This window comes from Acidovorax sp. LjRoot118, assembly GCF_964253575.1.
GTDB lineage: Bacteria > Pseudomonadota > Gammaproteobacteria > Burkholderiales > Burkholderiaceae_C > Acidovorax.
This window is the reverse complement of sequence record NZ_CAXURB020000001.1, coordinates 47,371-69,620: the sequence shown is the minus strand read 5'-3', so window position 1 is coordinate 69,620 and position 22,250 is coordinate 47,371. Positions and strand designations below refer to the sequence as shown.

General features: G+C 66.7%; 21 protein-coding genes. 11 read left to right on the top strand and 10 right to left on the bottom strand.

Annotated features, from left to right (window positions below):
• The first annotated feature begins 150 nt into the window (after positions 1-150).
• From ACSQ9E_RS00355 to ACSQ9E_RS00345, 3 genes are all read left to right on the top strand, one after another.
• The gene (locus ACSQ9E_RS00355; protein ID WP_322596321.1) at positions 151-1,065 is read left to right on the top strand and encodes an EamA family transporter; all 915 of its coding nucleotides are present in this window, start codon (positions 151-153) and stop codon (positions 1,063-1,065) included.
• Positions 1,066-1,230: 165 nt separating this feature from the next.
• Positions 1,231-1,902, top strand: a complete 672-nt coding sequence (locus ACSQ9E_RS00350; RefSeq protein WP_436216539.1) for an alternative oxidase — start codon at positions 1,231-1,233, stop codon at positions 1,900-1,902.
• Positions 1,903-1,936: 34 nt separating this feature from the next.
• Positions 1,937-2,425, top strand: a complete 489-nt coding sequence (locus ACSQ9E_RS00345) for an RrF2 family transcriptional regulator (protein ID WP_436216538.1) — start codon at positions 1,937-1,939, stop codon at positions 2,423-2,425.
• An 11-nt stretch (positions 2,426-2,436) separates the two neighbouring features.
• On the opposite strand, the gene ACSQ9E_RS00340 is transcribed toward ACSQ9E_RS00345, so the two are convergent.
• Genes ACSQ9E_RS00340 through ACSQ9E_RS00325 form a run of 4 tightly spaced genes read right to left on the bottom strand, consistent with a single transcriptional unit; the run spans position 2,437 to position 5,731 of the window.
• Positions 2,437-3,426: a Bug family tripartite tricarboxylate transporter substrate binding protein gene (locus tag ACSQ9E_RS00340; RefSeq protein WP_057201632.1), complete on the bottom strand. Its 990-nt coding sequence runs from the start codon at positions 3,424-3,426 to the stop codon at positions 2,437-2,439.
• A 27-nt stretch (positions 3,427-3,453) separates the two neighbouring features.
• Positions 3,454-4,536, bottom strand: a complete 1,083-nt coding sequence (locus tag ACSQ9E_RS00335; protein WP_436216537.1) for a maleylacetate reductase — start codon at positions 4,534-4,536, stop codon at positions 3,454-3,456.
• Positions 4,537-4,559: 23 nt separating this feature from the next.
• Positions 4,560-4,889, bottom strand: coding sequence for a Dabb family protein (locus tag ACSQ9E_RS00330; RefSeq protein ID WP_436179800.1), 330 nt, complete (start codon positions 4,887-4,889; stop codon positions 4,560-4,562).
• The gene (locus tag ACSQ9E_RS00325; protein ID WP_436216536.1) at positions 4,886-5,731 is read right to left on the bottom strand and encodes an intradiol ring-cleavage dioxygenase; all 846 of its coding nucleotides are present in this window, start codon (positions 5,729-5,731) and stop codon (positions 4,886-4,888) included. The genes ACSQ9E_RS00330 and ACSQ9E_RS00325 overlap by 4 nt, the downstream gene beginning before the upstream one ends.
• 109 nt (positions 5,732-5,840) lie before the next feature.
• Here ACSQ9E_RS00325 and ACSQ9E_RS00320 point away from each other — a divergent pair, with 109 nt between their 5' ends.
• A complete protein-coding gene (locus ACSQ9E_RS00320) occupies positions 5,841-6,770 on the top strand; it encodes a LysR family transcriptional regulator (protein ID WP_436216535.1) in 930 nt (309 codons plus the stop codon).
• Between the two features lie 7 nt (positions 6,771-6,777).
• Here the strand turns inward: ACSQ9E_RS00320 and ACSQ9E_RS00315 are convergent, their stop codons facing one another.
• On the bottom strand, positions 6,778-7,647 hold the full coding sequence (locus ACSQ9E_RS00315) for a LysR substrate-binding domain-containing protein (protein ID WP_436220166.1): 870 nt from the start codon (positions 7,645-7,647) through the stop codon (positions 6,778-6,780).
• A 165-nt stretch (positions 7,648-7,812) separates the two neighbouring features.
• Here ACSQ9E_RS00315 and ACSQ9E_RS00310 point away from each other — a divergent pair, with 165 nt between their 5' ends.
• Both ACSQ9E_RS00310 and ACSQ9E_RS00305 read left to right on the top strand, forming a co-directional pair.
• Complete coding sequence (locus ACSQ9E_RS00310) at positions 7,813-8,211, top strand: RidA family protein (protein ID WP_436179804.1); 399 nt, start codon at positions 7,813-7,815, stop codon at positions 8,209-8,211.
• Complete coding sequence (locus ACSQ9E_RS00305) at positions 8,208-8,564, top strand: hypothetical protein (protein ID WP_436216534.1); 357 nt, start codon at positions 8,208-8,210, stop codon at positions 8,562-8,564. The genes ACSQ9E_RS00310 and ACSQ9E_RS00305 overlap by 4 nt, the downstream gene beginning before the upstream one ends.
• A gap of 19 nt (positions 8,565-8,583) precedes the next feature.
• Here ACSQ9E_RS00305 and ACSQ9E_RS00300 read toward each other — a convergent pair whose 3' ends face one another.
• The 4 genes from ACSQ9E_RS00300 to ACSQ9E_RS00285 form a co-directional block, all read right to left on the bottom strand.
• Entirely contained in the window at positions 8,584-9,579 is a 996-nt protein-coding gene (locus tag ACSQ9E_RS00300) for a Bug family tripartite tricarboxylate transporter substrate binding protein (RefSeq protein ID WP_436216533.1), read from the bottom strand.
• An 8-nt stretch (positions 9,580-9,587) separates the two neighbouring features.
• Positions 9,588-10,571, bottom strand: a complete 984-nt coding sequence (locus tag ACSQ9E_RS00295) for a Bug family tripartite tricarboxylate transporter substrate binding protein (protein ID WP_436179805.1) — start codon at positions 10,569-10,571, stop codon at positions 9,588-9,590.
• A 250-nt stretch (positions 10,572-10,821) separates the two neighbouring features.
• Positions 10,822-12,555 carry a diguanylate cyclase gene (locus tag ACSQ9E_RS00290; protein ID WP_436179806.1) on the bottom strand — a complete coding sequence of 578 codons (1,734 nt, stop codon included), beginning with the start codon at positions 12,553-12,555 and terminating at the stop codon, positions 10,822-10,824.
• Between the two features lie 608 nt (positions 12,556-13,163).
• Positions 13,164-14,153, bottom strand: a complete 990-nt coding sequence (locus ACSQ9E_RS00285; RefSeq protein WP_057269108.1) for a LysR family transcriptional regulator — start codon at positions 14,151-14,153, stop codon at positions 13,164-13,166.
• 80 nt (positions 14,154-14,233) lie between these two features.
• On the opposite strand from ACSQ9E_RS00285, the gene ACSQ9E_RS00280 reads away from it, so the two are divergent.
• Genes ACSQ9E_RS00280 through ACSQ9E_RS00265 form a run of 4 tightly spaced genes read left to right on the top strand, consistent with a single transcriptional unit; the run spans position 14,234 to position 19,561 of the window.
• Positions 14,234-15,472: a CaiB/BaiF CoA transferase family protein gene (locus tag ACSQ9E_RS00280; RefSeq protein WP_436179807.1), complete on the top strand. Its 1,239-nt coding sequence runs from the start codon at positions 14,234-14,236 to the stop codon at positions 15,470-15,472.
• Entirely contained in the window at positions 15,469-16,752 is a 1,284-nt protein-coding gene (locus ACSQ9E_RS00275; RefSeq protein ID WP_428003441.1) for a DUF1254 domain-containing protein, read from the top strand. Before ACSQ9E_RS00280 ends, ACSQ9E_RS00275 begins: the two co-directional genes overlap by 4 nt.
• A gap of 39 nt (positions 16,753-16,791) precedes the next feature.
• A complete protein-coding gene (locus tag ACSQ9E_RS00270; RefSeq protein ID WP_057201621.1) occupies positions 16,792-17,811 on the top strand; it encodes a Bug family tripartite tricarboxylate transporter substrate binding protein in 1,020 nt (339 codons plus the stop codon).
• Between the two features lie 4 nt (positions 17,812-17,815).
• The gene (locus tag ACSQ9E_RS00265) at positions 17,816-19,561 is read left to right on the top strand and encodes a carboxylesterase/lipase family protein (protein WP_436216532.1); all 1,746 of its coding nucleotides are present in this window, start codon (positions 17,816-17,818) and stop codon (positions 19,559-19,561) included.
• 151 nt (positions 19,562-19,712) lie between these two features.
• Here ACSQ9E_RS00265 and glmS read toward each other — a convergent pair whose 3' ends face one another.
• Positions 19,713-21,620: a glutamine--fructose-6-phosphate transaminase (isomerizing) gene (glmS, locus tag ACSQ9E_RS00260; protein ID WP_057201620.1), complete on the bottom strand. Its 1,908-nt coding sequence runs from the start codon at positions 21,618-21,620 to the stop codon at positions 19,713-19,715.
• A gap of 128 nt (positions 21,621-21,748) precedes the next feature.
• On the opposite strand from glmS, the gene ACSQ9E_RS00255 reads away from it, so the two are divergent.
• Positions 21,749-22,246 (top strand): Lrp/AsnC family transcriptional regulator, encoded by a 498-nt coding sequence (locus ACSQ9E_RS00255; protein ID WP_436216531.1) that lies wholly within the window; start codon positions 21,749-21,751, stop codon positions 22,244-22,246.
• The last annotated feature ends 4 nt before the right edge of the window (positions 22,247-22,250 follow it).

The following is a 22,250-nucleotide window of genomic DNA, read 5'->3' as shown; positions in this document are numbered from 1 at the left end:
ACCAAGCGGTGCTGGAATGTCCGATTCTGATACCCGGTTGTCCCCCGCGTGCATGGAGCCGAACACGCGCAAGGCCTAAGATTCGGGGATGCACTGCCGAATCCGCCCCCTGCCCCGTCTCCTCGTTTTTGCCAACCCAAGGTCCGCCCCATGAGCGCGCCCGCCGCCCTGCGCCCGCGCGACCTGGTGCTCGCGCTGCTCGTGATCCTCGTCTGGGGTGTCAACTTCGCCGTGATCAAGGTCGGGCTGGTCGGCGTGCCGCCGCTGCTGCTGGGGGCGCTGCGCTTCATGCTCGCCGCCTTCCCAGCGCTGCTGTTCTTCAAGGCGCCGAAGGTGCCCCTGCGCCTGTACCTGGCCTTCGGGCTGACCATGTCGGTGGGCCAGTTCGCTTTTCTGTTCAGCGCGATCCACGTGGGCATGCCCTCGGGCCTGGCCTCGCTGGTGCTGCAGTCGCAGTCGTTCTTCACGCTGGTGCTCACGGCCCTGTGGCTGCGCGAGCGCTGGCAGGGCAACCAGCTGGCGGGCCTGCTGCTGGCGGCCGGGGGGCTGGTGCTGATCGGCAGCGCGCATGGCGCCTCGATGCCGCTGCTGGGGTTTCTGCTCACGGTGGCCGCCGCCGCCATGTGGGCCTGCGGCAATATCGTGAGCCGGGCCGTGGGCCGGCACGGGCCCATGAACCAGTTGGCCTTCGTGGTCTGGGCCAGCCTGGTGCCACCGCTGCCGCTGCTGGCGCTCTCGCTCCTGATCGAGGGGCCTGCCGCCATCTCTGCGGCGCTGCAGGGCTTCGGCCTGGCGTCCTTCGCCTCGGTGGCCTACCTCGCCTGGGCGGCCACGCTGTTCGGCTATGGGGTGTGGACCTTCCTGCTATCGCGCTATCCCATCAACCGCGTGGCGCCCTTTACGCTGCTGGTGCCCCTGGTCGGCCTGACCACGGGCTGGCTGGCCTTTGGCGAGACCTTGCAGCCAGTGCACTTCATCGGCGGAGCCTTGCTGATGGTCGGCCTGTTCGTGAATCTCTTTGGGGCCCCGCTGCTGGCTCGCCTGCGGCTGCAGTGGAAAGCCTGATCCCGGCACGCCCGTAACGCGGGGCACTGTCACCGTGAGGGGGCGAGGCCCTTGACGCCTGGCGCTTAAAGATATACATTAAATCAATGTTTACGCGACGCGGTAGACAGCAAGCCATCCAGGACCCCGGCCATCCGATCCCAGCGCCTTTACTGGAATGCACCCATGACCACCGACACCTACGACACCCAAGCCCCCCACACCGACCACAGCCTCGATGCGCACCACCCCGCCGCCGGCTTCTCCGACCGCGTGGCCCTGTCCATCACCCTCGCGCTGCGCTTTTTCGCCGATACCTTCTTTGCCAAGCGCTACGGCAACCGCGCCATCGTCCTCGAGACGGTGGCAGCCGTCCCCGGCATGGTGGGCGGCATGCTCGTGCACCTGCGCTGCCTGCGCTGGATGGTGGACGACGAAGGCTGGATCCGCACACTGCTCGACGAGGCAGAAAACGAGCGCATGCACCTCATGACCTTCATCGAGATCGCCCGGCCCAACTGGTTCGAGCGTGCGGTGATCCTGTTCACCCAGGCCGTTTTCTTCGTGTGCTTCTTCGCGCTGTACCTGGTCACTTCGCGCACGGCACACCGCCTGGTGGGCTACTTCGAAGAGCAGGCCGTGGTCAGCTACACGCTGTACCTGGCAGAGATCGACGCAGGCCGGGTCGAGAACGGGCCGGCACCCGCCATCGCCATCGGCTACTGGAAGCTGCCCGCCGATGCCCGCCTGCGCGACGTGGTGCTGGCCGTGCGTGCCGACGAGGCGGGCCACCGCGACGTGAACCACGGCTTTGCCGATGCGTTGGCCGGCTTGGCCACCGCACAACACGCCAGCTGAGACAATCCAGCGCAACGCCCTCCTGCCCAGCTCCATGCGCCTGACCCTGTTCACCGACTACTCCCTGCGCGTTCTGCTGGTACTGGCCTCGCGCACCGAGGCCCTGGTCACCATTGCCGACATCACCGAGGCCTTCGACATCTCGCAGGCCCACCTGATGAAGGTCACCCATGCGCTGGGCAAGACAGGCTGGGTGGACACGGTGCGCGGCCGCAATGGCGGCATGCGCCTGGCGGTGGACCCGCGCAGGCTCTCGCTTGGCGAGGTGGTGCGCCGGCTGGAGGCCGACTTCGCACTGGTGGAATGCATGGGCGAGGACAACCACTGCGTGCTGACCGGCGGCTGCGGCCTGGAGGCGGCGCTGCGGCAGGCCACCGAGGTCTTCCTGCGCGAACTCGACCGCTATACGATCGCCGACCTGGTCAACACCAGCCCGGCGCTGGCGCAGTTGGCGCTGTGGCAGCCCGTCACCTGGAAGGGGCTGGCACAGCGTCCGGCCGCAGCGGACCGCAGCCACGCCTGAGCAAGCCCCCCTCAGTCCAGGGTGATGTTGTTGCCCTTGATGACGTTGACCCAGCGCTTGCTGTCCACCTGCAGCACACTGGCAAAGGCCTCGGGCGTGCCGCCGATGGGCACCAGGCCCATGCTGCCCAGGTACTTTTTGTACTCGTCGGAGGCCACGATCTTCTGCGACGCGGCGGCCACCATGTCGATGGCGGCCTGCGGCGTGCCCTTCAGGGCAAAGATGCCATGCCAGGAGTCGCCCTCGAAGCCCGGGAAGGTCTCGGCCACGGTGGGCACCTGGGGCAGGGATTCGAGGCGCTGGCGGCTCGACACGGCCAGCGCCCGCACCCGGCCCGTGCGGATGAACTGCAGCACGTCGGCGATGGGGCTGAACGCCGTGTCCACCGTGCCGCCCACGATGTCATTGAGCCCGCCATCCTTGTAGGGCACGTGGTTCATCGAGACGTTGGCGCTGTTGGCGAAATGCGCCATGGACACGTGCGGCGCCGTCGCCACGCCGTAGGACGCATAGCTCACCTTGCCCGGCTTGTCTTTGGCCTCATTGATGAGGTCGGGCAGGGTCTTGAAGGGCGAGCTGCTGGCCACGGTGATCACCAGCGGGATCGACAGGGTCTGGATCACCGGTACCAGGTCGCCGACCTGGTAGGGCAGCTTCTTGTAGACGTAGGGGTTGATCGAGATCGTGCCGCTGGCGGTGTACAGGAAGGTGTAGCCGTCGGCCGGCGCAGCCACGAACTGCTGCGTGCCGACGATGGTGCTGGCGCCCGGCCGGTTGTCGACGATGACGCCCTGGCCCACGGCCTTGGACAGACGCTCGGCCCAGAAGCGCGCCATCACGTCGGGCGCCGTGCCGGCCGGGAAGGGCACGATCACCTTGATGGGGCGGCTCGGGTACTTGTCCTGCGCCAGTGCCGGCACTGCCAGGCAGGGTGCCAGGGCGAGCAGCGCCAAGCCCATGAGGCGGCGGCGGGGGGATGGTTGGGTTGCTTTCGTTGTCATGCTTGTCTCCTTTGGAATGGTTGTTCGTTACGGCGATGGCGCAGCAGTGGGTCTTCGCCCCTCGTAGGCCATCTGCAGCAGATGGCGCACAGCGCTCTTCTCCAGCGGCCGGGGGTTGGGGTACTGCTGGGTCAGGGCCAGGTCGCATGCGGTGTCGAGGTCGGCCTCGCGCAGGCCCAGGTCACGCAAGGCCACGGGCGCGCCCGCGGCCTGCGCCAGGTCGAACAGCGCGCCAGCCACGTCGCCCGGGTCCACGCCCCCCAGGGCGCGCGCGATGCGCTGCGCGGCACCGGGCACATGGCCCAGGTTGAAGGCCAGCGCATGCGGCAGCACCACGGTGTGGGTCTCGGCATGGGGCAGGTTGAAGCTGCCGCCCAGGGTGTGGCACAGCTTGTGGTGCAGGGCCACGCTGACATTGCCCAGCACGCTGCCGCACAGCCAGGCGCCGTACAGGGCATCGCTGCGCGCCTGCACATTGCCCCCATCGCGGTGCAGGGCCGGCAGCGCCCGGGCCAGCGCGCGGATGCCCTCTTCGGCCATCAGCTCCATGACAGGGTTGCTGTCCTGCGCGTACAGGCCCTCCACCGCATGCGCGATGGCATTGATGCCGCTGGTGATGCTCAGCGGCACGGGCAGCGACAGCGTGAGCTCGGGATCGTAGATCACCGTGCGCGGCATCACCCGGGCATCGCGGCCGGTGGTCTTGAGGCCGGCTTCGGTGATGCCGTAGATCGGCGTCATCTCGCTGCCCGCGTAGGTGGTCGGTATGGCCAGGATGGGCAGGCCCGAGTCGAGCGCGATGGCCTTGCCCAGGCCGATGGTGGAGCCGCCGCCGATGGCGACGGCGCAGTCGGCGCCCAGCCGGCGCGCCTCGTCACGCGCCGCACGTGCGGCCTCTATGGGCACGTGCATCTCGGCCCGGGCAAAGACGCCGGCTGCGCGTGCCCCCAGGCGGTCTGCTACCTGCCGGGCCTGCGCCACCTGCCCGGGCGTGCACAGCACGAGGGCGCGCCGCGCGCCCAGCAGGTCGATCTCGCGTTCGAGGTGGGCCAGCGCCCCAGCGCCGAACACGGTGCGCGGCGACTGGTGGCGGTAGATGAAGTCGTGCATGGGGTGGTTCTCCGGCGGCGCACTCATGCCGCGGCGACCGGGTAGTCCACCTGGTAGCGCGCAGTGCGCATCGCCCCCAGCTCCGCGCGCACCCGCAGGTGCTCGGGGTGCTCGGCATAGGCGGCCAGGGCCTCGGGCGAATCGAACTCGCTGTAGAGCACCACGTCGCAGGCGTAGCCGGTGCGGCTCACGTCCACGCCGATCTCCAGGTGCCGCAGCCCAGGGATGCGCCCCTTGAGACTGCCGAAGCTGGCGCACAGGCGCTCGATGTTGTGCTGCCGCTCGGCGGGTGTGTCGCCCTGCACATTCCACATCACGATGTGGCGGATGGCGCTGGGGGTGGTGTGGCTCATGCAGGGCCTCCCGCCTTGGCAGGGTTGAGCACGAAGTCGTACGCGAGCAGGTAGCTGCCATCGGGCTGCACGGCCCAGTCGCAGACCAGGGACTGGCGCACACCGAACACCGCGTCGGAATCGAGGTAGTCGCTGTCCTGCCGGAAGACGTGGGTGATCAGCGTCTCGTAGCCCGGCGCCTTCACCATGAAGTGCAGGTGCGCCGGGCGCCAGGGGTGGCGGCCGGTGGCCTGCAGCATGGCGCCCACGGGCCCGTCGTGCGGAATGGCGTAGGGCACGGCGACGATGGAGCGAAAGTGGTAGCGGCCCTCGCCGTCGGCACGCAGCTGCCCGCGCGCCTGCGCCTGCTCCAGCGCCTCGTGCTGCACGTCGTACAGGCCGTCGTCGTCGGACTGCCAGACATCGAGCGTGGCGCCGGCAATGGCCTCGCCCTGCGTGCCACGCACCGTGCCGCGCACCTGGCAGGGCGTGCCCTTGGCACCGTTGGCAATGTCGGCGCCCAGTTCGTACTGCGGCGCGTCCTTCACGTAGAAGGGGCCGAACACCGTGGCCTCGGTGCAGCCCTCGGGCTTGTGGTTGTTCATGGCCACGGTGAGCATGGACAGGCCCAGCACGTCCGACAGCAGGATGAACTCCTGCCGCTTGTCGTCGGTGATGTGGCCGCAGCGGGTGAGGAATTCAACGCCCTTGAACCACTCGTCCTCGGTCAGTTCCACCTCGCGGGCGAAGGCATGCAGGTGCTGCACCAGGCTGATGAGGATTTGCTTCAGGCTCGGGTCGGCAGTGCCCGCAAAGCTGGCGATGACCGCCTGGGTGATGTTGTCCTGGTCGAGGTTGCGCATGGTTCCTGTCTCCGCCGTGGTGTTCGCTGGCTGTGAGACCGGACTTTATGATTTCCACAAAACAATATAAACAAGTCAAAATGGAATGAAGATTTCCAATTAATGAAATATGGACCGCCTTACCGAGCTGGAGTTGTTCATCAAGGTCGCCGAAGTGGGCAGCATGGGCGGTGCGGCCGAGGCACTGGGGCTGTCCAACCCCGCAGCCAGCCGCCACCTGGCATCGCTTGAAGGCCGGCTCAAGGCGCGGCTGGTGGAGCGCAACACCCGGCGGCTGTACCTGACGAGCGAGGGCCAGGAGTTCTACGAGCGCGCACGCGCCGTGCTCGCCGAACTGCAGGACGCGGAGACGGCCATCAACTCCAGCACGCTCAAGCCTTCGGGGGTGCTGCGCGTCAGCGCGTCGCTGTCGTTCTCGATGCAATTGATCGCCCCGCGCCTGGCGCATTACCACCGCCTGTACCCGCAGGTGCGCGTGCACATCGAGGCGGCCAACCGCTACCTGGACATGATCGAGAACGGCATCGACGTGGCGATCCGCAACCGCGAGTTCGAGCCCGACAGCAGCATCACCATCCGCAAGCTGGCCTCCACCCGCCGGGTGCTGTGCGCATCGCCGGCCTACCTGGCGTCGCGCGGCATGCCCCAGTCGCCGGACGAACTCACGGCGCATGATTTTTTGATCTACGTCTACGCCAACCATGCGCACGAACTGCGCCTGACCCGCGACGCGGACAGCTGCGTCGTGGCCATCCAGGGCCTGCTCGAATCGAACGATGGCCAGGTGCTGCGCGCCGCGGCGCTGAGCGGCCTGGGCATTCTGGTGCAGCCGAGCTACATCGTCTACGACGACATCGTGGCCGGGCGGCTGGTGCCGGTGCTCAACGACTGGGACCTGCCGCGCATTCAGATCAACATCGCCTACCCGAGCCGCAAGCACCTCTCGGCCAAGGTGCGCTCCTTCATCGACTTCATGGCCGACGAGTTCGAGAAGAACAACTACGAGCGCAAGTGGACCAGCTACATGGGGCTACGCTGAAAACCTGTCAAGACAGGTTGCCGAACTGGGAATGGACCCACTCGCGCAGCACCTGCGTGGCCCGCCGGTCGGCCGCGCGCGGGCTGTAGACCAGGTCGTAGCGGTAGCTGTCCGCCGCGAGATCGAAGGGCTGGACCAGCACGCCCGAGCGCAGTTCGTCTGCCACCAGCGTCAGGCTGAGCAGGCCCACGCCCTGGCCCGCCACAGTGGCCTGCACGGCATGCATCTCCTCGGTGAACGAGAGCCCGGCATCCGGGGGCACACCGGTCAGCCCTGCTCGCTGCAGCCAGGTGCGCCAGACCGGCGCGAGGGATTCGTCGCGCGGCGACTGGCCCCATTCGAAATGGACCAACGGCACGGCACCCAGGTCGCGCAGCGCCAGCGCCGCCAGGGTGGGTGTGCACACGGGGGCAAAGCGGTCCTGGAACAAGGGCTCCACCACCATGTCGGCATAGCGCCCGCTGCCGTAGCGGATGGCAGCGTCGGCCTCGGTGTCGAGGTCCACCACCCGGTGGCTGGCGTCAAGGCGCAAGGCCCAGCCCGGGTGCTGTGCGCTGAACGAGCCGACGCGCGGCGCCAACACCTTGGCCATGAAGGCCACGGTCGATGACAGCGTGGCCGTCTGTGCCTGGCCCTCGGTGCGGCGCACGCGCTCGACCGCGCGCTCGAAGTTGTCCAGCCCATCGCGCAGCACCGGAAACAGCTGGTGCCCTGCAGCCGTCAGCGACACCTGGCGCGTGCCGCGCTCGAACAGGCGCACGGCCAGGTGCTCCTCCAGCAGCTTGATCTGGTGGCTCACGGCCGTGGGGGTGACATGCAGCTCGTCGGCCGCGTCCTTGAAGCTCAGCCGCCGCGCCGCGGCCTCGAACACCCGCATGGCACCCAAGGGGGAAGTCTGCGCATAGTGACAGTTTAGTTCTACTCATCTGTCACCTGAAAAATCAACCTTTGTCGAGTGCCACTCCTTTGAAGAAACTGGCGGCATGTCATCGCCTTCGGGCGGCACATGACCCAACCCTGTTCATCCATCAAGGAAACCACCATGCCACTCACGCAAGTCCACACCCAGCCCGACCCCTATGCCCCTTTCCTGCTGTCCCAGGCCATTGCGCTGGGCAACCTGGTCTTCGTCTCGGGCCAGGCGGCCATCGGCGACGACGGCGCCATCGTCGGCAAGGGCGACTTCGATGCCCAGGCCGAACAGGCCTTCCAAAACCTCGACCGCGTTCTCAAGGCCGCCGGCACGGACCTGCGCCATGTGGCCAAGGTCACGATCTTCCTGACCTCCATGGCGCACTTTCCGAAGATCGTGGAGCTGCGCCGCCAATGGTTCAGCGCGCCCTACCCGGCCGACACCATCGTCGAGGTCTCGGGCCTGTACTCGCCCGAGGCGATGATCGAGATCGAGGCCATCGCCACCCTCCCTGGAGCGCAGGCATGACGCGGGTGCTGTCGCCCACCCGCATCGGGCCCCTCGCATTGCCCAACCGGCTGGCCGTCGCGCCCATGACGCGCGTCAGCGCCACGGCCGAAGGCCATGCCACCGAGCGCATGGCGCGCTACTACGCACGCTTTGCAGAGCGCGGCTTCGGCCTGGTGATCACCGAGGGCATCTACACCGACCAGGGCTATGCCCACCAGCCAAGGCTGAGCGACCGGGCCCAGGCCCTGGCCTGGCGCCCCGCAGCGCCTGCGCGCGATGGACTGGCGCCGCGCGCGTTCGATCCGGCCCTGCTGTCGCCGCTGGGCGACCTCAAGGCAGCGGAGTTCGAGACCGCGGACGCAAGCGGGTGATCCGGAGAGCTGCGCGACCCTACTCGACCTTCACCCCGGCGGCCTTGACCACGGATTCCCAGCGGGCCTTTTCCCTGGCGATCAGGGCGCCGAACGCCGGGGCCGTGGCCGGTGTCGGCTCGGCCCCTTCGCTGCCCAGGCGCTGGGCCACGGCCGACGCACCCAGAGCGTCATTGGTGCGTGCGTTGAGCCGCTGCACCACCTCGACCGGCGTGCGCGCAGGGGCGACCAGTCCGTACCACTGGTCGGCCTCGAAGCCCTGTGTGCCCGGCACACCGGACTGTCCGACCGTGGGAACCTCGGGCAACTGTGACAGGCGCTGGCGGCCCGACACGGCCACGGGCCGGATCTTGCCGGCCTTGATATGGGGCAGCAACGCCGGCACGCCGGTGAACAGCATCTGCACCTGGCCGGCGAGCAGATCGTTCACCGAGGGTGCCGTGCCCTTGTAGGGCACGTGCAAGGCCTTCAACCCGGTCTGCAGCTTGAGCAGCTCCATCGCCAGGTGGGCCGCACTGCCATTGCCACCCGACCCATAGGCCAGCCGGTCGGGGTGCGACTGCGAGTAAGCCACCAGCTCGGCCAGGCTGCCGGCCGGCACCGAAGGGTGGAGCACCAGCACGTTGGGCACCCGGGCCACCAGCGCCACGGGCGCGAACGCCTTGAGCGGATCGAAGCCGAGCTGCGGGTACAGCCAGGGGTTGACCGCCAGCGTGCCGGTGTGGCCCATGAAGAGGGTGTGGCCGTCGGGCGGCGAGCGCAGGGCACGCTCGGAGCCCAAGGTTCCACCCGCGCCCGGAACGTTCTCCACGATGACAGGCTGACCCAGCGACTGACCCAGTTCCAGCCCCACGGCCCGTGCCAGGATGTCGCTGGAGCCCCCGGGCGTGAAGGGCACGATGATGCGCACGGGCCGCGAGGGAAAGTCGGCCGCCGCATGCGCACGCCGCGCCATGGCGAGCAAGGGCAGACCCAGCAGGGGCAGGAATCGGCGCCGGGGCAGGAAGTCAGCCATGGGCTTGTTCAGTCCGGCTTGATGCCGGTTTCCTTGACCAGCTTTTCGTAGCGCTGGCGTTCGGAGCGCACCAGCGCGGCAAACTGCGCGCTGCTGCCGGGCGTGACCTCGCCGCCCACGCCGGTCATGCGCGCCTTGACCTCAGGCTGCCCGAGTGCCTTCTGCACTTCGGCATGCAGTCTGTCGGTGATGGCCTTGGGTGTGCCTGCAGGCGCGACCAGGCCGTACCAGACCGAGGCTTCGAAGCCGGGGTAGCCGGACTCGGCAATGGTCGGCACGTCCGGGAAGATGCTGGTGCGGTTGGCGCTCAGCGCGGCCAGCACCTTGAGTTTGCCGCTCTTCACATGCGGCAGGGCCTCCAGCGCATTGACTGCGACCAGCGGCACCTGGCCGCCGATTGTGTCGGTGATGGCCGGTCCGCCGCCGCGGTAGGGCACGTGCTGCAGTTCAATGCCGGCCGCCTTGGCGAACAGCTCCACCGCCATGTGCGGCGTGGCGCCGTTGCCCGGGCTGGCGAAGGCGATGCCATCGGGCTTGGCCTTGGCCGCCGCGATAAGCTGTGCCACGGTGTTGTACGGCACCGTTGGGTTCGCGGCAATGACCACAGGCACCCGGCCCACCTGCGAGATCAGCACCAGGTCCTTTTCGGCATCGAACGGCGCCGGCTGGTACAGCGCCATGTTGGCCGCCAGTGCGTTGGCCGCGAGCATCAGCGTGTAGCCGTCAGGCGCCGCGCTGACCACGGACTTCACCGCGATGTTGGTGCCGGCGCCGGGCTTGTTCTCGATGACGATGGGCTGGCCCATGCTGACGGACATGGCCTGGCCCACCGTGCGCGCGACGATGTCCACCGCGCCGCCGGCCGGGTAGCCCACCACCAGCTTGATGGGCCTGTCGGGATAGGCCGGCGCCTGGGCCCAGGCGCCGGGCAGTGCCAGCACGGTGAGCAGGGCCAGCGCCGATCGGCGTGCGAGGGGGAAGGCAAGGCGCATTTGGTCTCCTGGTGTTGTCGTTGTTCTGTCGTGTCGCGGGCGGCCCCAAGGGCTCCGTCTCCATTTTGAACGGCGGATGCCCCGCCCGCTACGCCAGATGCTGCCTAGCAGATAGGCCTGTCTTCAATACCGGCACGCCCCTGCGATTGCACGCGCGCAGGCCGTGTGGCAGGCCAGCTGTTGCAGCGTTCAACAGCGGGCTCCGCGGGCTGTCTTGCCTGGGCATGCGGATCGCGTGGATCCACCCACCTCATTCCCCCTGCAATCGGTTGCGCCCTTCGCGCTTGGCCGTGTACATCCATTGGTCGGCACGCCGCAGAAGTTGGGCCGCATCGTCCAGGGGCTGGGCACAGGTCAGCCCCATGCTGACAGTCACATCCCGCCCCGGCACGAACCGGGACCAGTCATGCGCCTGAACCTGCTGCCTAAGCCGTTCGCACACCAGGGAGGCATCCGCCAATGCCTGCCCCCACAGCAGAATGACGAACTCCTCGCCGCCAATGCGCGCCACGAAGTCGCCACCCCTCACACCGCTGGTCAGCAACTTGGCGATCTCGCGCAGCACAGCGTCTCCGACGTCGTGGCCCCAGCCATCGTTGATCTGCTTGAAGTGGTCAATGTCGATGATGGCCAGCGAAAAGCCCTCCGCCTGCCCATGCCGCATCGGCAGAACGGCCATCAGGCGGGCGTCCAGTGCCCGCCGGTTGGCCAGTCCGGTGAGCGGGTCGAGCAGGGATTTCTGCGTCGCCACATCGGCACGCTCGCGCAGTTCTTCGGCTTCGAGCCGCAATTGCGCGAGTTCCTGCTGGGCGATTTCCATCCTCACCTCGCCCAACAGCACGCGCGCCTGGGCGTTCAGGCTGAGTTCACGGTCGCGGCGCACCTGGACCACCATGGACTCCAGTGCCGCCAGTGCCTGCGCATCGGAGCCAGCGGCCTTGAAGGCACGGTACCTGGATCTCCACCACCACCGGCGGCATCCTTCGTTTCTCTGGGCCGCGGCCGCATCCACCCGGTGGTCCAGCGCTTCGCAGGCCTCGACCGCACGCCCGCTGGCCAACAGCCAGTCCGCGTTGAGGAGTTCGTTTTCTGCTCGGGCATCCGGGGCCTTCGCCTCTATGGCGAATGCCCGGTGCCGATCGACTGCGGCGCGCATCTCCTGCAGCCGCCCCAGGGCCTCAAGGGCAAGGCATTCGATCTCGGCGCAGACCATTTCCCAACGGACATGCCCCCGCGCGAGCGCCGTCGCCCGCTGCACCACGGCCAGGGCCTCGCGCAGATCCTCGGCCTGCGCCGGGGTCGGCGCCAGCGGGCCCGGCAGATGGGCGAGCTTGCGCCCGGACCGGCACAGTGCGCCCGCGAGATTCACGACGGCGGCGAATTGCGCCACCTTGTCACCGTCGCGCTGGGCCTCTTCATCCGCCTTGTGCAGCAGGGTGATCGCATGCGGATGGTCGCCCAGCAGCTCCACCACGCCAGCCAGGCTGGAGAGGCTGCGCGATACCTGCCCGGGCGCACCCAGCGTGCGCGCCCGCCCCAGCGCTTGCATTGCCTCGGGCAGCGCTTCATCAGCCCGACCGAGTTGGCACCAGGCTCGGGTCAAGGTGTTGCGCAGCTTGATCCCGACCCCATGCAGCCCGAGCGCGTCGGCATCCGCCAGGGCGGCAAAGGCGCTCTCGGCCGCCTTTTCGCTCTCGCCCCGGCGCAGTTGGTGCTCGGCCAGCCAGGCTGCCGCCAATGCGGCTTCGGGCTGCAGCCCGCACTCCCTGGCGGCTCGCAAGGCACGCACCGCCATCTCGACCCCCACGTCGTGGGCACCCACGAGACTTGCGGCTTCGCATTCCTTCAGGTCGGCCAGGAGTTGGTCTGTGCGTTCCATGGTCTGTGGCGCCAGGTGCTGCGGGGTTGGCTGTTTCCAGAACGGGGTCCCGTGAATATCGCACAGAGACCGGGCCCCGGCCATTCGCGTTGCAAAAAGCCGCATGGAAGGCTGCCACCGGCGGGGCCAGCTCGCCGCTGATGGGGGTACTGGGAATCCTATAAATAGAAGATGTCGGAATCTCTATAGACAGGCCGAACTTTTGACAATGTGTCAAAACGCCTTGTCGCAAGACTGGCCGGGTAACGCCGAAAAACAAAATGTGTCAACGGCGCATCTTGTGCATTCGGGCCCGTTGATAGTCGGCGGTCCGCTCAAGGTGATACCGCTCGCTGTCTGTGAGTCCAAGCGGCGACAGGCAGCACCAATCGTGGGCCTGCGACATCACCTATGTTTATATGTACCCGCGGCAGCTGGTGTACCTAAATGTTGTGCCGAATCTGTACTCGCGCAGTGTAGGAAATTGACAATCGCCCCAAGCTTGGAGCATGCGGACAGAAACAGGCTCTCGGTGAAGGTGTTGGCGCCGCGCATGGGGGTCAGGGTCAAGCTATCTAGGAGGGACCAGTGAGCTTACCGGGGTTGGGCTGCTGGGCTGGCTGGGAGGTATTTCTTCAGCCTGCCAGGACGGTGCGGCGGTGTAGATTGCCTTCACCCCGCCGTGAACGGTGTTACCAAAGTGCGACGGCTGACCGCGCAATACCTGCGATGGATCATCCAGACTTTCTTTTATTGGCCGTGCCTGGTGGTTTCTGTATGTTGACACGGGTGCTCACCGAGCGAATTGCATCTGCAAAAGCCTGCACGACCGCGGGAGGTCCTTCTGCAGCTTGCCGCGTGTAAAGACCTAGCGACGGAAGCAGCACCGGCGGTGTGATGGGCAGACGAACGATGCCACCGCGCGCCAGTTCATCTCGTGCCTGTTCAAAGCGCACTGCGCCGAGCATGTTCTCATCAAGGCGCAAAACGCTGCCGAGGGTGACAGACGAGAGCACTTCAATCGCGGGCTCTGGCGGCTTCAGGCCTGCGTTGAGAAACGCGGTCATCAATGCCTGTCGAACCAGCGTGTCCTTTGGGGGGGCGACCCACGGCTGGAAGTGAACATCGCGCCAGGTCAATCGGCGCTTGCGCGACAGAGAGTGTCCTTGCGCGCACAGCACGCACAGTTCGTCAGCCACCAGCAACTCCGGCTTGAGCAGCGAGAGTTGTGCGCTGGTGAGCAGCTCGGGGGTGACGGCGCCGAACACGCAGTCGAGCTCGCTGTTCAAGAGTCGCTGGATCAGCTCGCGGACCCTGCCTTCGTGCACTTGTACTTTGGCAAGCGGTAGTCGCCTGCGTAGTTCGATCACCGCTTGAGGCACGGTGGCGGTCACGGAGAGGGTGCCCAATCGCAGCAAACCCTCTGCGCCGTCTCGCACCGCATCCACTTCGTCCTTGCTGCGCGAAAGCTCGCCCAGGATGACCCGGGCACGGTAGATCGCTGCGTTTCCCGCAGCGTTGGCTACCAGTCCATGCGCTGTGCGCTCGAAAAGACGGGCATCGAATCCCGCTTCGATCTCGCCCAGCATCTTGCTTAGCGCTGGCTGGCTCAAGTTCAAATGGGTTGCGGCGGCGCGCATTGAGCCCGCATCGACAAGGGCCACCAGCAGTTCCAGATGGCGCATGCGCAGACGCCGCACCAGGTAGTCGGATGGTAAAGACATGAAGCGCCCCCGCGAATGGCTGCCAATGGATAGTGATCACCCAAAGTGATCACGCAATCAGGATTATGGATTTTTCAGGAATGTCGACCACGACTATGGTTGTGGCCATGACTTATTCCCGAGAAAACACTTCGACGTCACCCGCAGCGCCCTTGGCCGGGGTCTCCGTCATTGATCTGGGCCAATACATTGCAGGCCCCGGTGCCGCGATGGCGCTGGCGGATTTGGGGGCCACGGTGATCAAGGTCGAGCCGATGACGGGCGATCAGGCACGCCATGTGGGGAGATATGGCGAGGCCATGGTGAGGGCTTACAACCGGGGCAAACGGTCCATCGCGCTGGACCTCAAGAGCGAGTCGGGCCGGGAAGTTGCTTGGCGTCTCATCGCCCAATGCGACGTGGTCGTGCAAAACCTGCGCCCGGGCGCAGTCGAGAAGCTCGGCCTGGGCCCTACGCAGGTGCATGCTCGTTATCCTCGGGTTATCTACCTGTCGATCTCGGGTTTTGGCAGCGAGGGGCCGTCGAGCGAACGCCCCGGTTACGACATTGCGGCGCAGGCGGAGAGCGGCCTTATGTCCGTCACGGGTGAGGCCGATCGCCCGCCGCAAAAGGTGGGTGTGCCGATCATCGATGCTGCTGCAGCGGACCTGGGGGCCCAGGCCGTCCTGGCGGCCCTCTATGGACGCGAACGCAGCGGCGTGGGCGAGACGCTGGAGGTGTCGCTGCTGGAGACTGCCCTCCATCTTCAGGCGGCCACCTGGTGCGAATACCTGGGTGGCGGGCCAGAGCCCACCCGCATCGGACATGGTCAGCCCAACAACGCGCCCGCAGCCGAGGTCGTGGCCACGCGAGATGGCCACATCGTGCTTTCCGCCTACGTTGAGGATCATTGGAAGCGCTTTTGCCGGGCCTTGGACCGGGAAGAACTGGTCCAAGACCCGCGCTTCTCCAGCAACGAGCAACGCGTTGCCCACCGCGCCGAATTGCGTCACGTGCTCGATGAATGCCTCTCGGCCTACACCAGCGACGCGGCCGTCCAGATGCTCAGCCAGCACCAGATTGTTGCTGGGGCAGTGCGGCCTTACCGCGATGTACTGACCAACGCGGACGTGATGGCTACCGGTATCTTCGTGGACTCCGCGTCGAGCGACGGCGAAGGGTATCGGGCCTTGGGACGGCCGTATCGCATGGGCAGCGGTCCACGGCCCACACCCGCCGCGGCGCCAGATTGCGGGGCGGACAGTGCGGAACTGCTCGCCGAGTTAGGTTACTCGGCGCACGACATTGCCACATTCCGTGAATCCGGGGTGGTGGCATGAACATGACTCCTGCCTTCTCCACTACCGAGACGCCATCGCATGGCAACGCACGTGCTGCGGTGCAGCAGACTTTGCCGCTGTTCGAGATGATGCGCATGCGCGCTGCAACCACGGCGCGCCGCCATCCCGTTCAGGGTTTCGCGAGCGACAACCGTGCTTCGCACATGCGCTGGATGAACCATTTCACCCACACCCACCGCCGAATCGGGCCGGAAGACCGCGAAGTGGTCAGTCCCAACAACGACACCGTCTTCAGCAATGCGTGGCTGGATCTGTCCCGAGGGCCCGTGCTCATTGACACGCCAGACATGGGTGAGCGTTACTGGACATTGGGCTTGCTCGACGCATGGACCAACCCGTTTGCTTACGTAGGGCGCCGCACCACCGGGAACCGGCGCCAGCGCACGCTGGTGCATGGCCCTGCCTGGCATGGCCCGGTGCCCGACGGCGTGGACAACGTGATCGCCGCGCCGGGCGAGGATGTCTGGGTGATCGGACGCCTCCTGGTGGACGATCGTCCCGATGACCTGGAACAGGCTGCCGCGCTGCAACGCGGGATCTCCACGCACCGGCTGGACGGCGGGGAGGCCGCCTTTCGGGTGGACACGGGTCTCGATGGCCGCGCGGGGCACCCGCCGGATGCCGCGCTCTACCGCGCCACGATCGACGAGGCCCTGGCCCGCAACCCGGTGCCGATGGGGGAGAGCCTGTGTTGGCCAGTGGATGAGGGAGCTCTTGCGGACGCACTGCCACTGGTGTACGAGGAGCTTCGCCAGAAGGCCCAGCCGCACGCTCTTGGGGGTGGCTGGGCGCTGCCCGTCGCGGTGCGAACGCACTGGGGCGCAGACGTGGCGATGCGCGCGCGCGTCGCGCGCAACTTCATCGGTGCACTGGGCATCGAGGAGGCTATGTACCCAACGGCGGAGGTGGACGCCGATGGCGCGCTGCTCAACGGGTCGCACGCCTACGAGCTGCACTTCGAGCCACGCGCTGTGCCGGAGGTGGACGCCTTCTGGTCGCTGACGCTGTACCGGCGAAGCGACTGCCTGCTGGTGGCCAACCCAGCGCACCGCTATTCGGTTGGCGATCGCCTGCCTGGTCTGCTGAGGGGTGCGGACGGAAGCCTTTCCATCCGAATTCAGGCAGAGGACCCGGGCCCGGCGCACAACTGGCTGCCCGCCCCACCCGGAGAGGAGTTCTTCCTGGTCCTTCGTCTCTATCAGCCCAGACTTCGACACCGAGAGTTCCGGTTTCCATACCCGCCCTTGCGCCGTCTGTAGCACGGCAGCCCTTCGACACAACCACAACAGGAGACAGACATGACCTTGCACCATCGGGCTTTGAACACCCTTGCATCAACGCGGCTCCAGCGCCGCACCGTGCTCGCCACGATGGCCGCCGGCTTGGCGTCGGGCACCGGCCTGCTAGCGCATGCGCAGGCGGACTGGCCCACGCGGCCGGTCAAGTTGATCTCGCCTTACGCAGCGGGCGGGGCCAGTGACCTCTCGGCCCGAGTGCTGGGCGAGTACCTGGCCAAGGTCCTGGGCCAGCAGTTTGTCGTCGAAAACAAGCCTGGGGCGGGCACTCGGCTGGGGACCGAGTTCGTGGCGCGCGCGCCCGCCGATGGCTACACCGTTCTCTATGTGGCGGCGCCCTATGCAACGGCCGAGGCGCTTTACGGAAAGGGCCTGAGCTACCAGCGCGAGCAACTGCGCCCCATCGCGATGGCCATGCACGCGCCCTTGTTCCTGATCGTCAATGCGCAGACTCAGATAAAGGGCGTGCGCGATCTGGTCGCGTTCGCCAAGACCCGCCCGGGGGGCATCAACATTGGCACGCCTGGCGCGGGGTCGCAGCCCCACCTGGCTGGCGAACTGCTTTTGCGTGAAGCCGGCATTGAGGGCATCAACGTCCACATGAAAGGGGATTCCGTCGCCTACTCGGAGTTATTGGGGGGGCGCCTCGATGCCACCCTGACGGCGATCAGTACGGCGCTGCCCCACATCGCGGCCGGCAAGTTGCGGGTGCTGGGCGTGGCCTCCGAAAAACGCAGTGCGCTATATCCGGCAGCCCCTACGATTCGCGAACAGGGCTTTCAGGGGGTGGTCGCGTCCGGGTGGTACGGCTTCATGGTGCCAGCCGCCACGCCAGGGGATGTGGTGGCGAAGCTGCAAGCGGCCATCTTGCGGGCACTGGACGACTCCACCATTAAACAGAAGCTGCTCGACATGGGCCTGGAGGCCAGCGGCGCGCCCGGAGCCAAGTTCGCGACGTACATCGACGACCAGACACGCAAGTGGACCGGTGTGATCCGTGATGCCAACATCAAGATCGATTGAGCGCATGATGAAATCCTCCTCGACTTGCTGGGCTCTCGCCATTGGCGCACTGTTGACGCTCAACGCCTGCACCCACACGCCCGCCGTGAACACGGGCCTACAGCGACCCACGGCCTTTGGTCCGGTGGTCGGCGCCGAGGATGCATCGGTCGGTGGCGTCCACAGCTGGAAAGGTATTCCCTATGCGGCAGCGCCAGTGGGGCAGCGCCGCTGGCGAGCACCTGAGGATCCGCCCGCATGGACGCAACCACGTGCGGCGACGTCGTTTGCGAACGCATGCGTGCAGACAGGCCGACTGTATGGGCCGGGCTTGAACAATCGATACGACGCCACCATCGGCAGCACGCTGGGCCAGACATTGGGCTCGGAGGACTGCCTCTACCTCAACATCTGGGCGCCCACCGCTTCCGCGTCGACCCCGAGGCCCGTCATCGTTTGGGTCCACGGCGGCAGCAATATCACCGGCTACACCGCGGACCCGGTGTACGACGGTGCCGCGCTGGCACGTGCTACCGGCTCGGTCGTGGTGTCGGTCGCCTACCGGCTTGGCGTCTTCGGGTTCCTGGACCTTGCACCGTTGAAGACGGGTGAGGCCGCCACCGACTCAGGCAACTTCGCGCTGCTCGACATCGTGAAGTCGCTGGAATTCGTCCAGCACAATATCGGCGGCTTTGGCGGCGACCCTGGCCGGGTCGCGTTGATGGGTGAGTCCGCCGGGGCGGTCAACGTGTACGCGCTACTCACCTCGCCCATGGTGGTCTCCAGGCCCACGCCCTTGTTTCACCGGTTGGTGGCGCTCAGCGGGGGTATTTCATCGGCAGCCACGCTGCCGCCGGGCTCCTTTGCAACCATCCTTCCCCGCAGCGTGTGGGCGACGCGAGGAAACGCCTTACTGACTCATTCCCTGTTGGCCGACGGTGTAGCCGCTGATCGGCCTGCAGCAGAGGCACACATTGCTTCGCGCACGCCCCAGCAGCTGGCTGCCTACCTACGCGGGCTATCACCCGACGCCATCTTGACCACCGTGCTCAGGCGGCTTGCACCGCTGGGACTTTCGGCTGCCAACCCGATCCCCGACGGATACGTCGTGCCTGCGGATCCCATAGCTGCAATCCGCGCCGGCCGTTACGTCAAGGTGCCGGTATTGGCGGGGAATACGCGCGACGAAAGCAAACTATTTCCTGCCTTGCTGGCAACTCGGCCAGCCTTTGGCGGCACCAGCGGCCGCCTGCTCGATGACGCCGCGGTGTTCAAGCGGGTCCATGGCTACCAGCCTGACGCCCCACCCGCCAGCCGTATCGAGGATTGGGTGCCTGCGCAATACCTGCCGGTGGACGCGCCGACGACAGGGCTGAACGCACGCATCGCAGAGCTCGACCGCAACTGGTTCTTTGCATTTCGGGATGATGTGCTCAATGCGCTCAAATCTCCCCAACCCGATGTTTGGCACTACCGCTTTGACTGGGATGAACTGCCGCCGCCTTTTGACAAGGTCTATGGCGCGGCACACAGTTTTGACCTGCCGTTCATCTTCGGCAATTTCGGGACATCGCTCTATTCGAGCATCTCGTTCAATCGGGCGAACAAGGCGGGCCGGCTCGACTTGTCGGCAAAGATGATTCAGAGTATCGGCAGCTTTGCGCAGGACGGGGACCCCAACAGCCCAAGTCTGGGCTCCGCCTGGCCTGCGTGGCCCCGTTCACTGGTTTTTGATTCAAGCCTCGAAGCGGCCCGGTTGGGGGTGGAATGAGACTGGGTGTTCTCGAACGGACTTCATGGCCTCGCTCGGAGACAAGGAGCTCCGCTGATTTTCACAATGCAGGACATGCCCGACGGACCGTCCTTTCATCCGACGGACATTATTTGTTGTAGTCAGGGGGGCGGCCGCGACAGGCGCGCCGTTACTCCACTGTCACACTCTTGGCCAGGTTGCGTGGCTTGTCCACGTCGGTGCCGCGCGCACAGGCCGTGTGGTAGGCCAGGAGCTGCAGCGGCACCACGTGCAGTAGCGGGCTCAGCGGGCCGTAGTGCTCGGGCATGCGGATCACGTGGATGCCTTCGCTGCTCTCGATTCGGGTGTCGGCATCGGCCAGCACGTAGAGCACGCCGGCGCGGGCGCGCACTTCCTGCATGTTGCTTTTGAGCTTTTCCAGCAGCGCATCGTTGGGCGCCACGGTGACCACGGGCATGGCGCTGGTGACCAGGGCCAGGGGGCCGTGCTTGAGCTCCCCGGCGGGGTAGGCCTCAGCGTGGATGTAGCTGATCTCCTTGAGCTTGAGTGCACCTTCGAGGGCGATGGGGTAGTGCAGGCCCCGGCCCAGGAACAGCGCGTTCTCCATGCGCGCGAAGTCCTCGGACCAGCTGATGACCTGGGGTTCGAGCGCGAGCACGGCCTGCAGCGCCACGGGCAGGTGGCGCATGGCCTTGAGGTGGGCGGCCTCCTGCTCGGCCGTGAGGCGGCCCTTGGACTGCGCCAGCGCCAGCGTGAGCAAAAACAGCCCGGCCAGTTGGGTGGTGAAGGCCTTGGTGCTGGCCACGCCGATCTCCACCCCGGCGCGGGTGATGTAGGCCAGCTTGCACTCGCGCACCATGGCGCTGGTGGCCACGTTGCAGATGGTCAGCGTGTGCTGCATGCCCAGGCTCTGCGCATGGCGCAGCGCGGCCAGGGTGTCGGCCGTCTCGCCCGACTGGGTGATGGTGACCACCAGGCTGCGCGGGTTGGGCACGCTGGTGCGGTAGCGGTACTCGCTTGCCACTTCCACCTGGGTGGGGATGCCGGCGATCTCTTCGAGCCAGTACTTGGCGGCGCAGCCGCTGTAGTAGCTGGTGCCGCAGGCCAGGATGAGGACGCTGTCGATCTCCTTGAACACGCGCCAGGCGGCCGTGCCGTCGGCGCCGTCGAAGAGCTCGGGCACGATGCCTTCCAGGCCCTCGAGCGTGTCGGCAATGGCGCGCGGCTGCTCGAAGATTTCCTTTTGCATGTAGTGGCGGTAGGGGCCGAGCTCGGCCGCGCCGCTGTGCGCCTGCACGGTGCGCACGGGGCGCTGCGCAGGGGTGAGCGCCTCGCGGCCCTTGCCCATGATCCAGTAGCGGCCCAGTTGCAAGTCCACCAGGTCGCCTTCTTCCAGGTACACGATCTGGTCGGTCACGCCGGCCAGGGCCATGGCGTCGCTGGCTAGGAAGTGCTCGCCCGCCACCGAACTGCCGGTGCCCGAGCCCACACCCAGGATCAGCGGCGAGCCTGCCCGCGCGCCCACCACGCGGTGCGGCTCGTCCTTGTGCATGACGGCGATGGCATAGGCGCCATGCAGCTGGGCCACGGCGGCCTGCACGGCCTCGCACAGGTCGCCGCTGTAGTGGCTGTCCACCAGGTGGGCGATGACTTCGGTATCGGTCTGGCTGGCGAACACATAGCCGCGGGCCTGCAGGGCGGCGCGCAGTTCCTCGTGGTTCTCGATGATGCCGTTGTGCACCAGCGCCACGCGACCCGGCGTGCCGGCTGCATCGCCCGTGCCGTGGCTGAAATGGGGGTGGGCGTTGTGCACCGCAGGCGCGCCGTGCGTGGCCCAGCGGGTGTGGGCAATGCCGGTGGCACCATCGACATGGTCGGTCTGCACCTGCTCCAGCAGTTCGGCCACGCGGGCCGTGCTGCGGGCGCGCTGCAAACCGGCCGGGCGCGTGGCGTCCAGGCTGGAGGCATGCACGGCCACGCCACACGAGTCATAACCGCGGTATTCGAGCCGCTGCAGGCCCTGCACGAGGATGGGAACGATGTTGCGCGTGGAGACCGCGCCGACGATGCCGCACATGGATTGTTGCTCCTGTTGGATAAGTGGCGCAATGGTAGGCAGCGCCCATTGGAATTAGTGATTGATATTCATATAAAAATGAACTTAAATTTCACCAATTTCATTAAATGAAATAAAATTCCAAAACAATGGAAATTTCGGAATCAATCACACTGGACCACACTGATCTGCAGTTGCTGAACCTGCTGCAGGCCGACGCCAGCCAGAGCAACCAGGCCCTGGCCGAGCAGGTGCATGTGTCCCCGCCCACCTGCCTTCGCCGGGTCAAGCGGCTGCACGACGTGGGTCTGATCGAGCGGCAGGTGGCCCTGCTGCAGCCGGACCGCCTGGCCGCCGTGCAGGGCCATGGCCTGGCCTGCATCGTCGAAGTGTCGCTGGATCGGCAGGACGCGCAGGCGCTGGACGCCTTCGAGGCACGCGCGGTGGCGCACCCGGCCGTGCAGCAGTGCTGGCGCGTGTCGCCCGGCCCGGACTTCATCCTGGTAGCGCACACGCGCGACATGCCGGGCTACTTGGCGCTGTCGCAGCAGCTGTTCACGGGCGACGCCAATGTGCGCAACGTGAAGGCATTCTTCAGCACCAAACGCGCCAAGTTCAGCACGGCCATCCCGGTGCAGGCGCGGTAGCGGC

Excerpts from the sequence above, each read along its gene's own strand:
- ACSQ9E_RS00325 (WP_436216536.1), bottom strand. The coding sequence starts at position 5,731 with ATGCGCAACCTCGACCAGGACAACATCACCCAGGCGGTCATCGCCAGC.
- ACSQ9E_RS00320 (WP_436216535.1), top strand. The coding sequence starts at position 5,841 with ATGGACCGCCTTACCGAGCTGGAGTTGTTCATCAAGGTCGCCGAAGTG.
- ACSQ9E_RS00355 (WP_322596321.1), top strand. The coding sequence starts at position 151 with ATGAGCGCGCCCGCCGCCCTGCGCCCGCGCGACCTGGTGCTCGCGCTG.
- ACSQ9E_RS00275 (WP_428003441.1), top strand. The coding sequence starts at position 15,469 with ATGAACATGACTCCTGCCTTCTCCACTACCGAGACGCCATCGCATGGC.
- ACSQ9E_RS00300 (WP_436216533.1), bottom strand. The coding sequence starts at position 9,579 with ATGGCTGACTTCCTGCCCCGGCGCCGATTCCTGCCCCTGCTGGGTCTG.
- ACSQ9E_RS00265 (WP_436216532.1), top strand. The coding sequence starts at position 17,816 with ATGATGAAATCCTCCTCGACTTGCTGGGCTCTCGCCATTGGCGCACTG.
- glmS (WP_057201620.1), bottom strand. The coding sequence starts at position 21,620 with ATGTGCGGCATCGTCGGCGCGGTCTCCACGCGCAACATCGTTCCCATC.
- ACSQ9E_RS00270 (WP_057201621.1), top strand. The coding sequence starts at position 16,792 with ATGACCTTGCACCATCGGGCTTTGAACACCCTTGCATCAACGCGGCTC.
- ACSQ9E_RS00335 (WP_436216537.1), bottom strand. The coding sequence starts at position 4,536 with ATGCACGACTTCATCTACCGCCACCAGTCGCCGCGCACCGTGTTCGGC.
- ACSQ9E_RS00305 (WP_436216534.1), top strand. The coding sequence starts at position 8,208 with ATGACGCGGGTGCTGTCGCCCACCCGCATCGGGCCCCTCGCATTGCCC.
- ACSQ9E_RS00310 (WP_436179804.1), top strand. The coding sequence starts at position 7,813 with ATGCCACTCACGCAAGTCCACACCCAGCCCGACCCCTATGCCCCTTTC.
- ACSQ9E_RS00290 (WP_436179806.1), bottom strand. The coding sequence starts at position 12,555 with ATGCGGCTTTTTGCAACGCGAATGGCCGGGGCCCGGTCTCTGTGCGAT.
- ACSQ9E_RS00285 (WP_057269108.1), bottom strand. The coding sequence starts at position 14,153 with ATGTCTTTACCATCCGACTACCTGGTGCGGCGTCTGCGCATGCGCCAT.
- ACSQ9E_RS00350 (WP_436216539.1), top strand. The coding sequence starts at position 1,231 with ATGACCACCGACACCTACGACACCCAAGCCCCCCACACCGACCACAGC.
- ACSQ9E_RS00345 (WP_436216538.1), top strand. The coding sequence starts at position 1,937 with ATGCGCCTGACCCTGTTCACCGACTACTCCCTGCGCGTTCTGCTGGTA.
- ACSQ9E_RS00295 (WP_436179805.1), bottom strand. The coding sequence starts at position 10,571 with ATGCGCCTTGCCTTCCCCCTCGCACGCCGATCGGCGCTGGCCCTGCTC.
- ACSQ9E_RS00340 (WP_057201632.1), bottom strand. The coding sequence starts at position 3,426 with ATGACAACGAAAGCAACCCAACCATCCCCCCGCCGCCGCCTCATGGGC.
- ACSQ9E_RS00315 (WP_436220166.1), bottom strand. The coding sequence starts at position 7,647 with ATGCGGGTGTTCGAGGCCGCGGCGCGGCGGCTGAGCTTCAAGGACGCG.
- ACSQ9E_RS00255 (WP_436216531.1), top strand. The coding sequence starts at position 21,749 with ATGGAAATTTCGGAATCAATCACACTGGACCACACTGATCTGCAGTTG.
- ACSQ9E_RS00280 (WP_436179807.1), top strand. The coding sequence starts at position 14,234 with ATGTCGACCACGACTATGGTTGTGGCCATGACTTATTCCCGAGAAAAC.
- ACSQ9E_RS00330 (WP_436179800.1), bottom strand. The coding sequence starts at position 4,889 with ATGAGCCACACCACCCCCAGCGCCATCCGCCACATCGTGATGTGGAAT.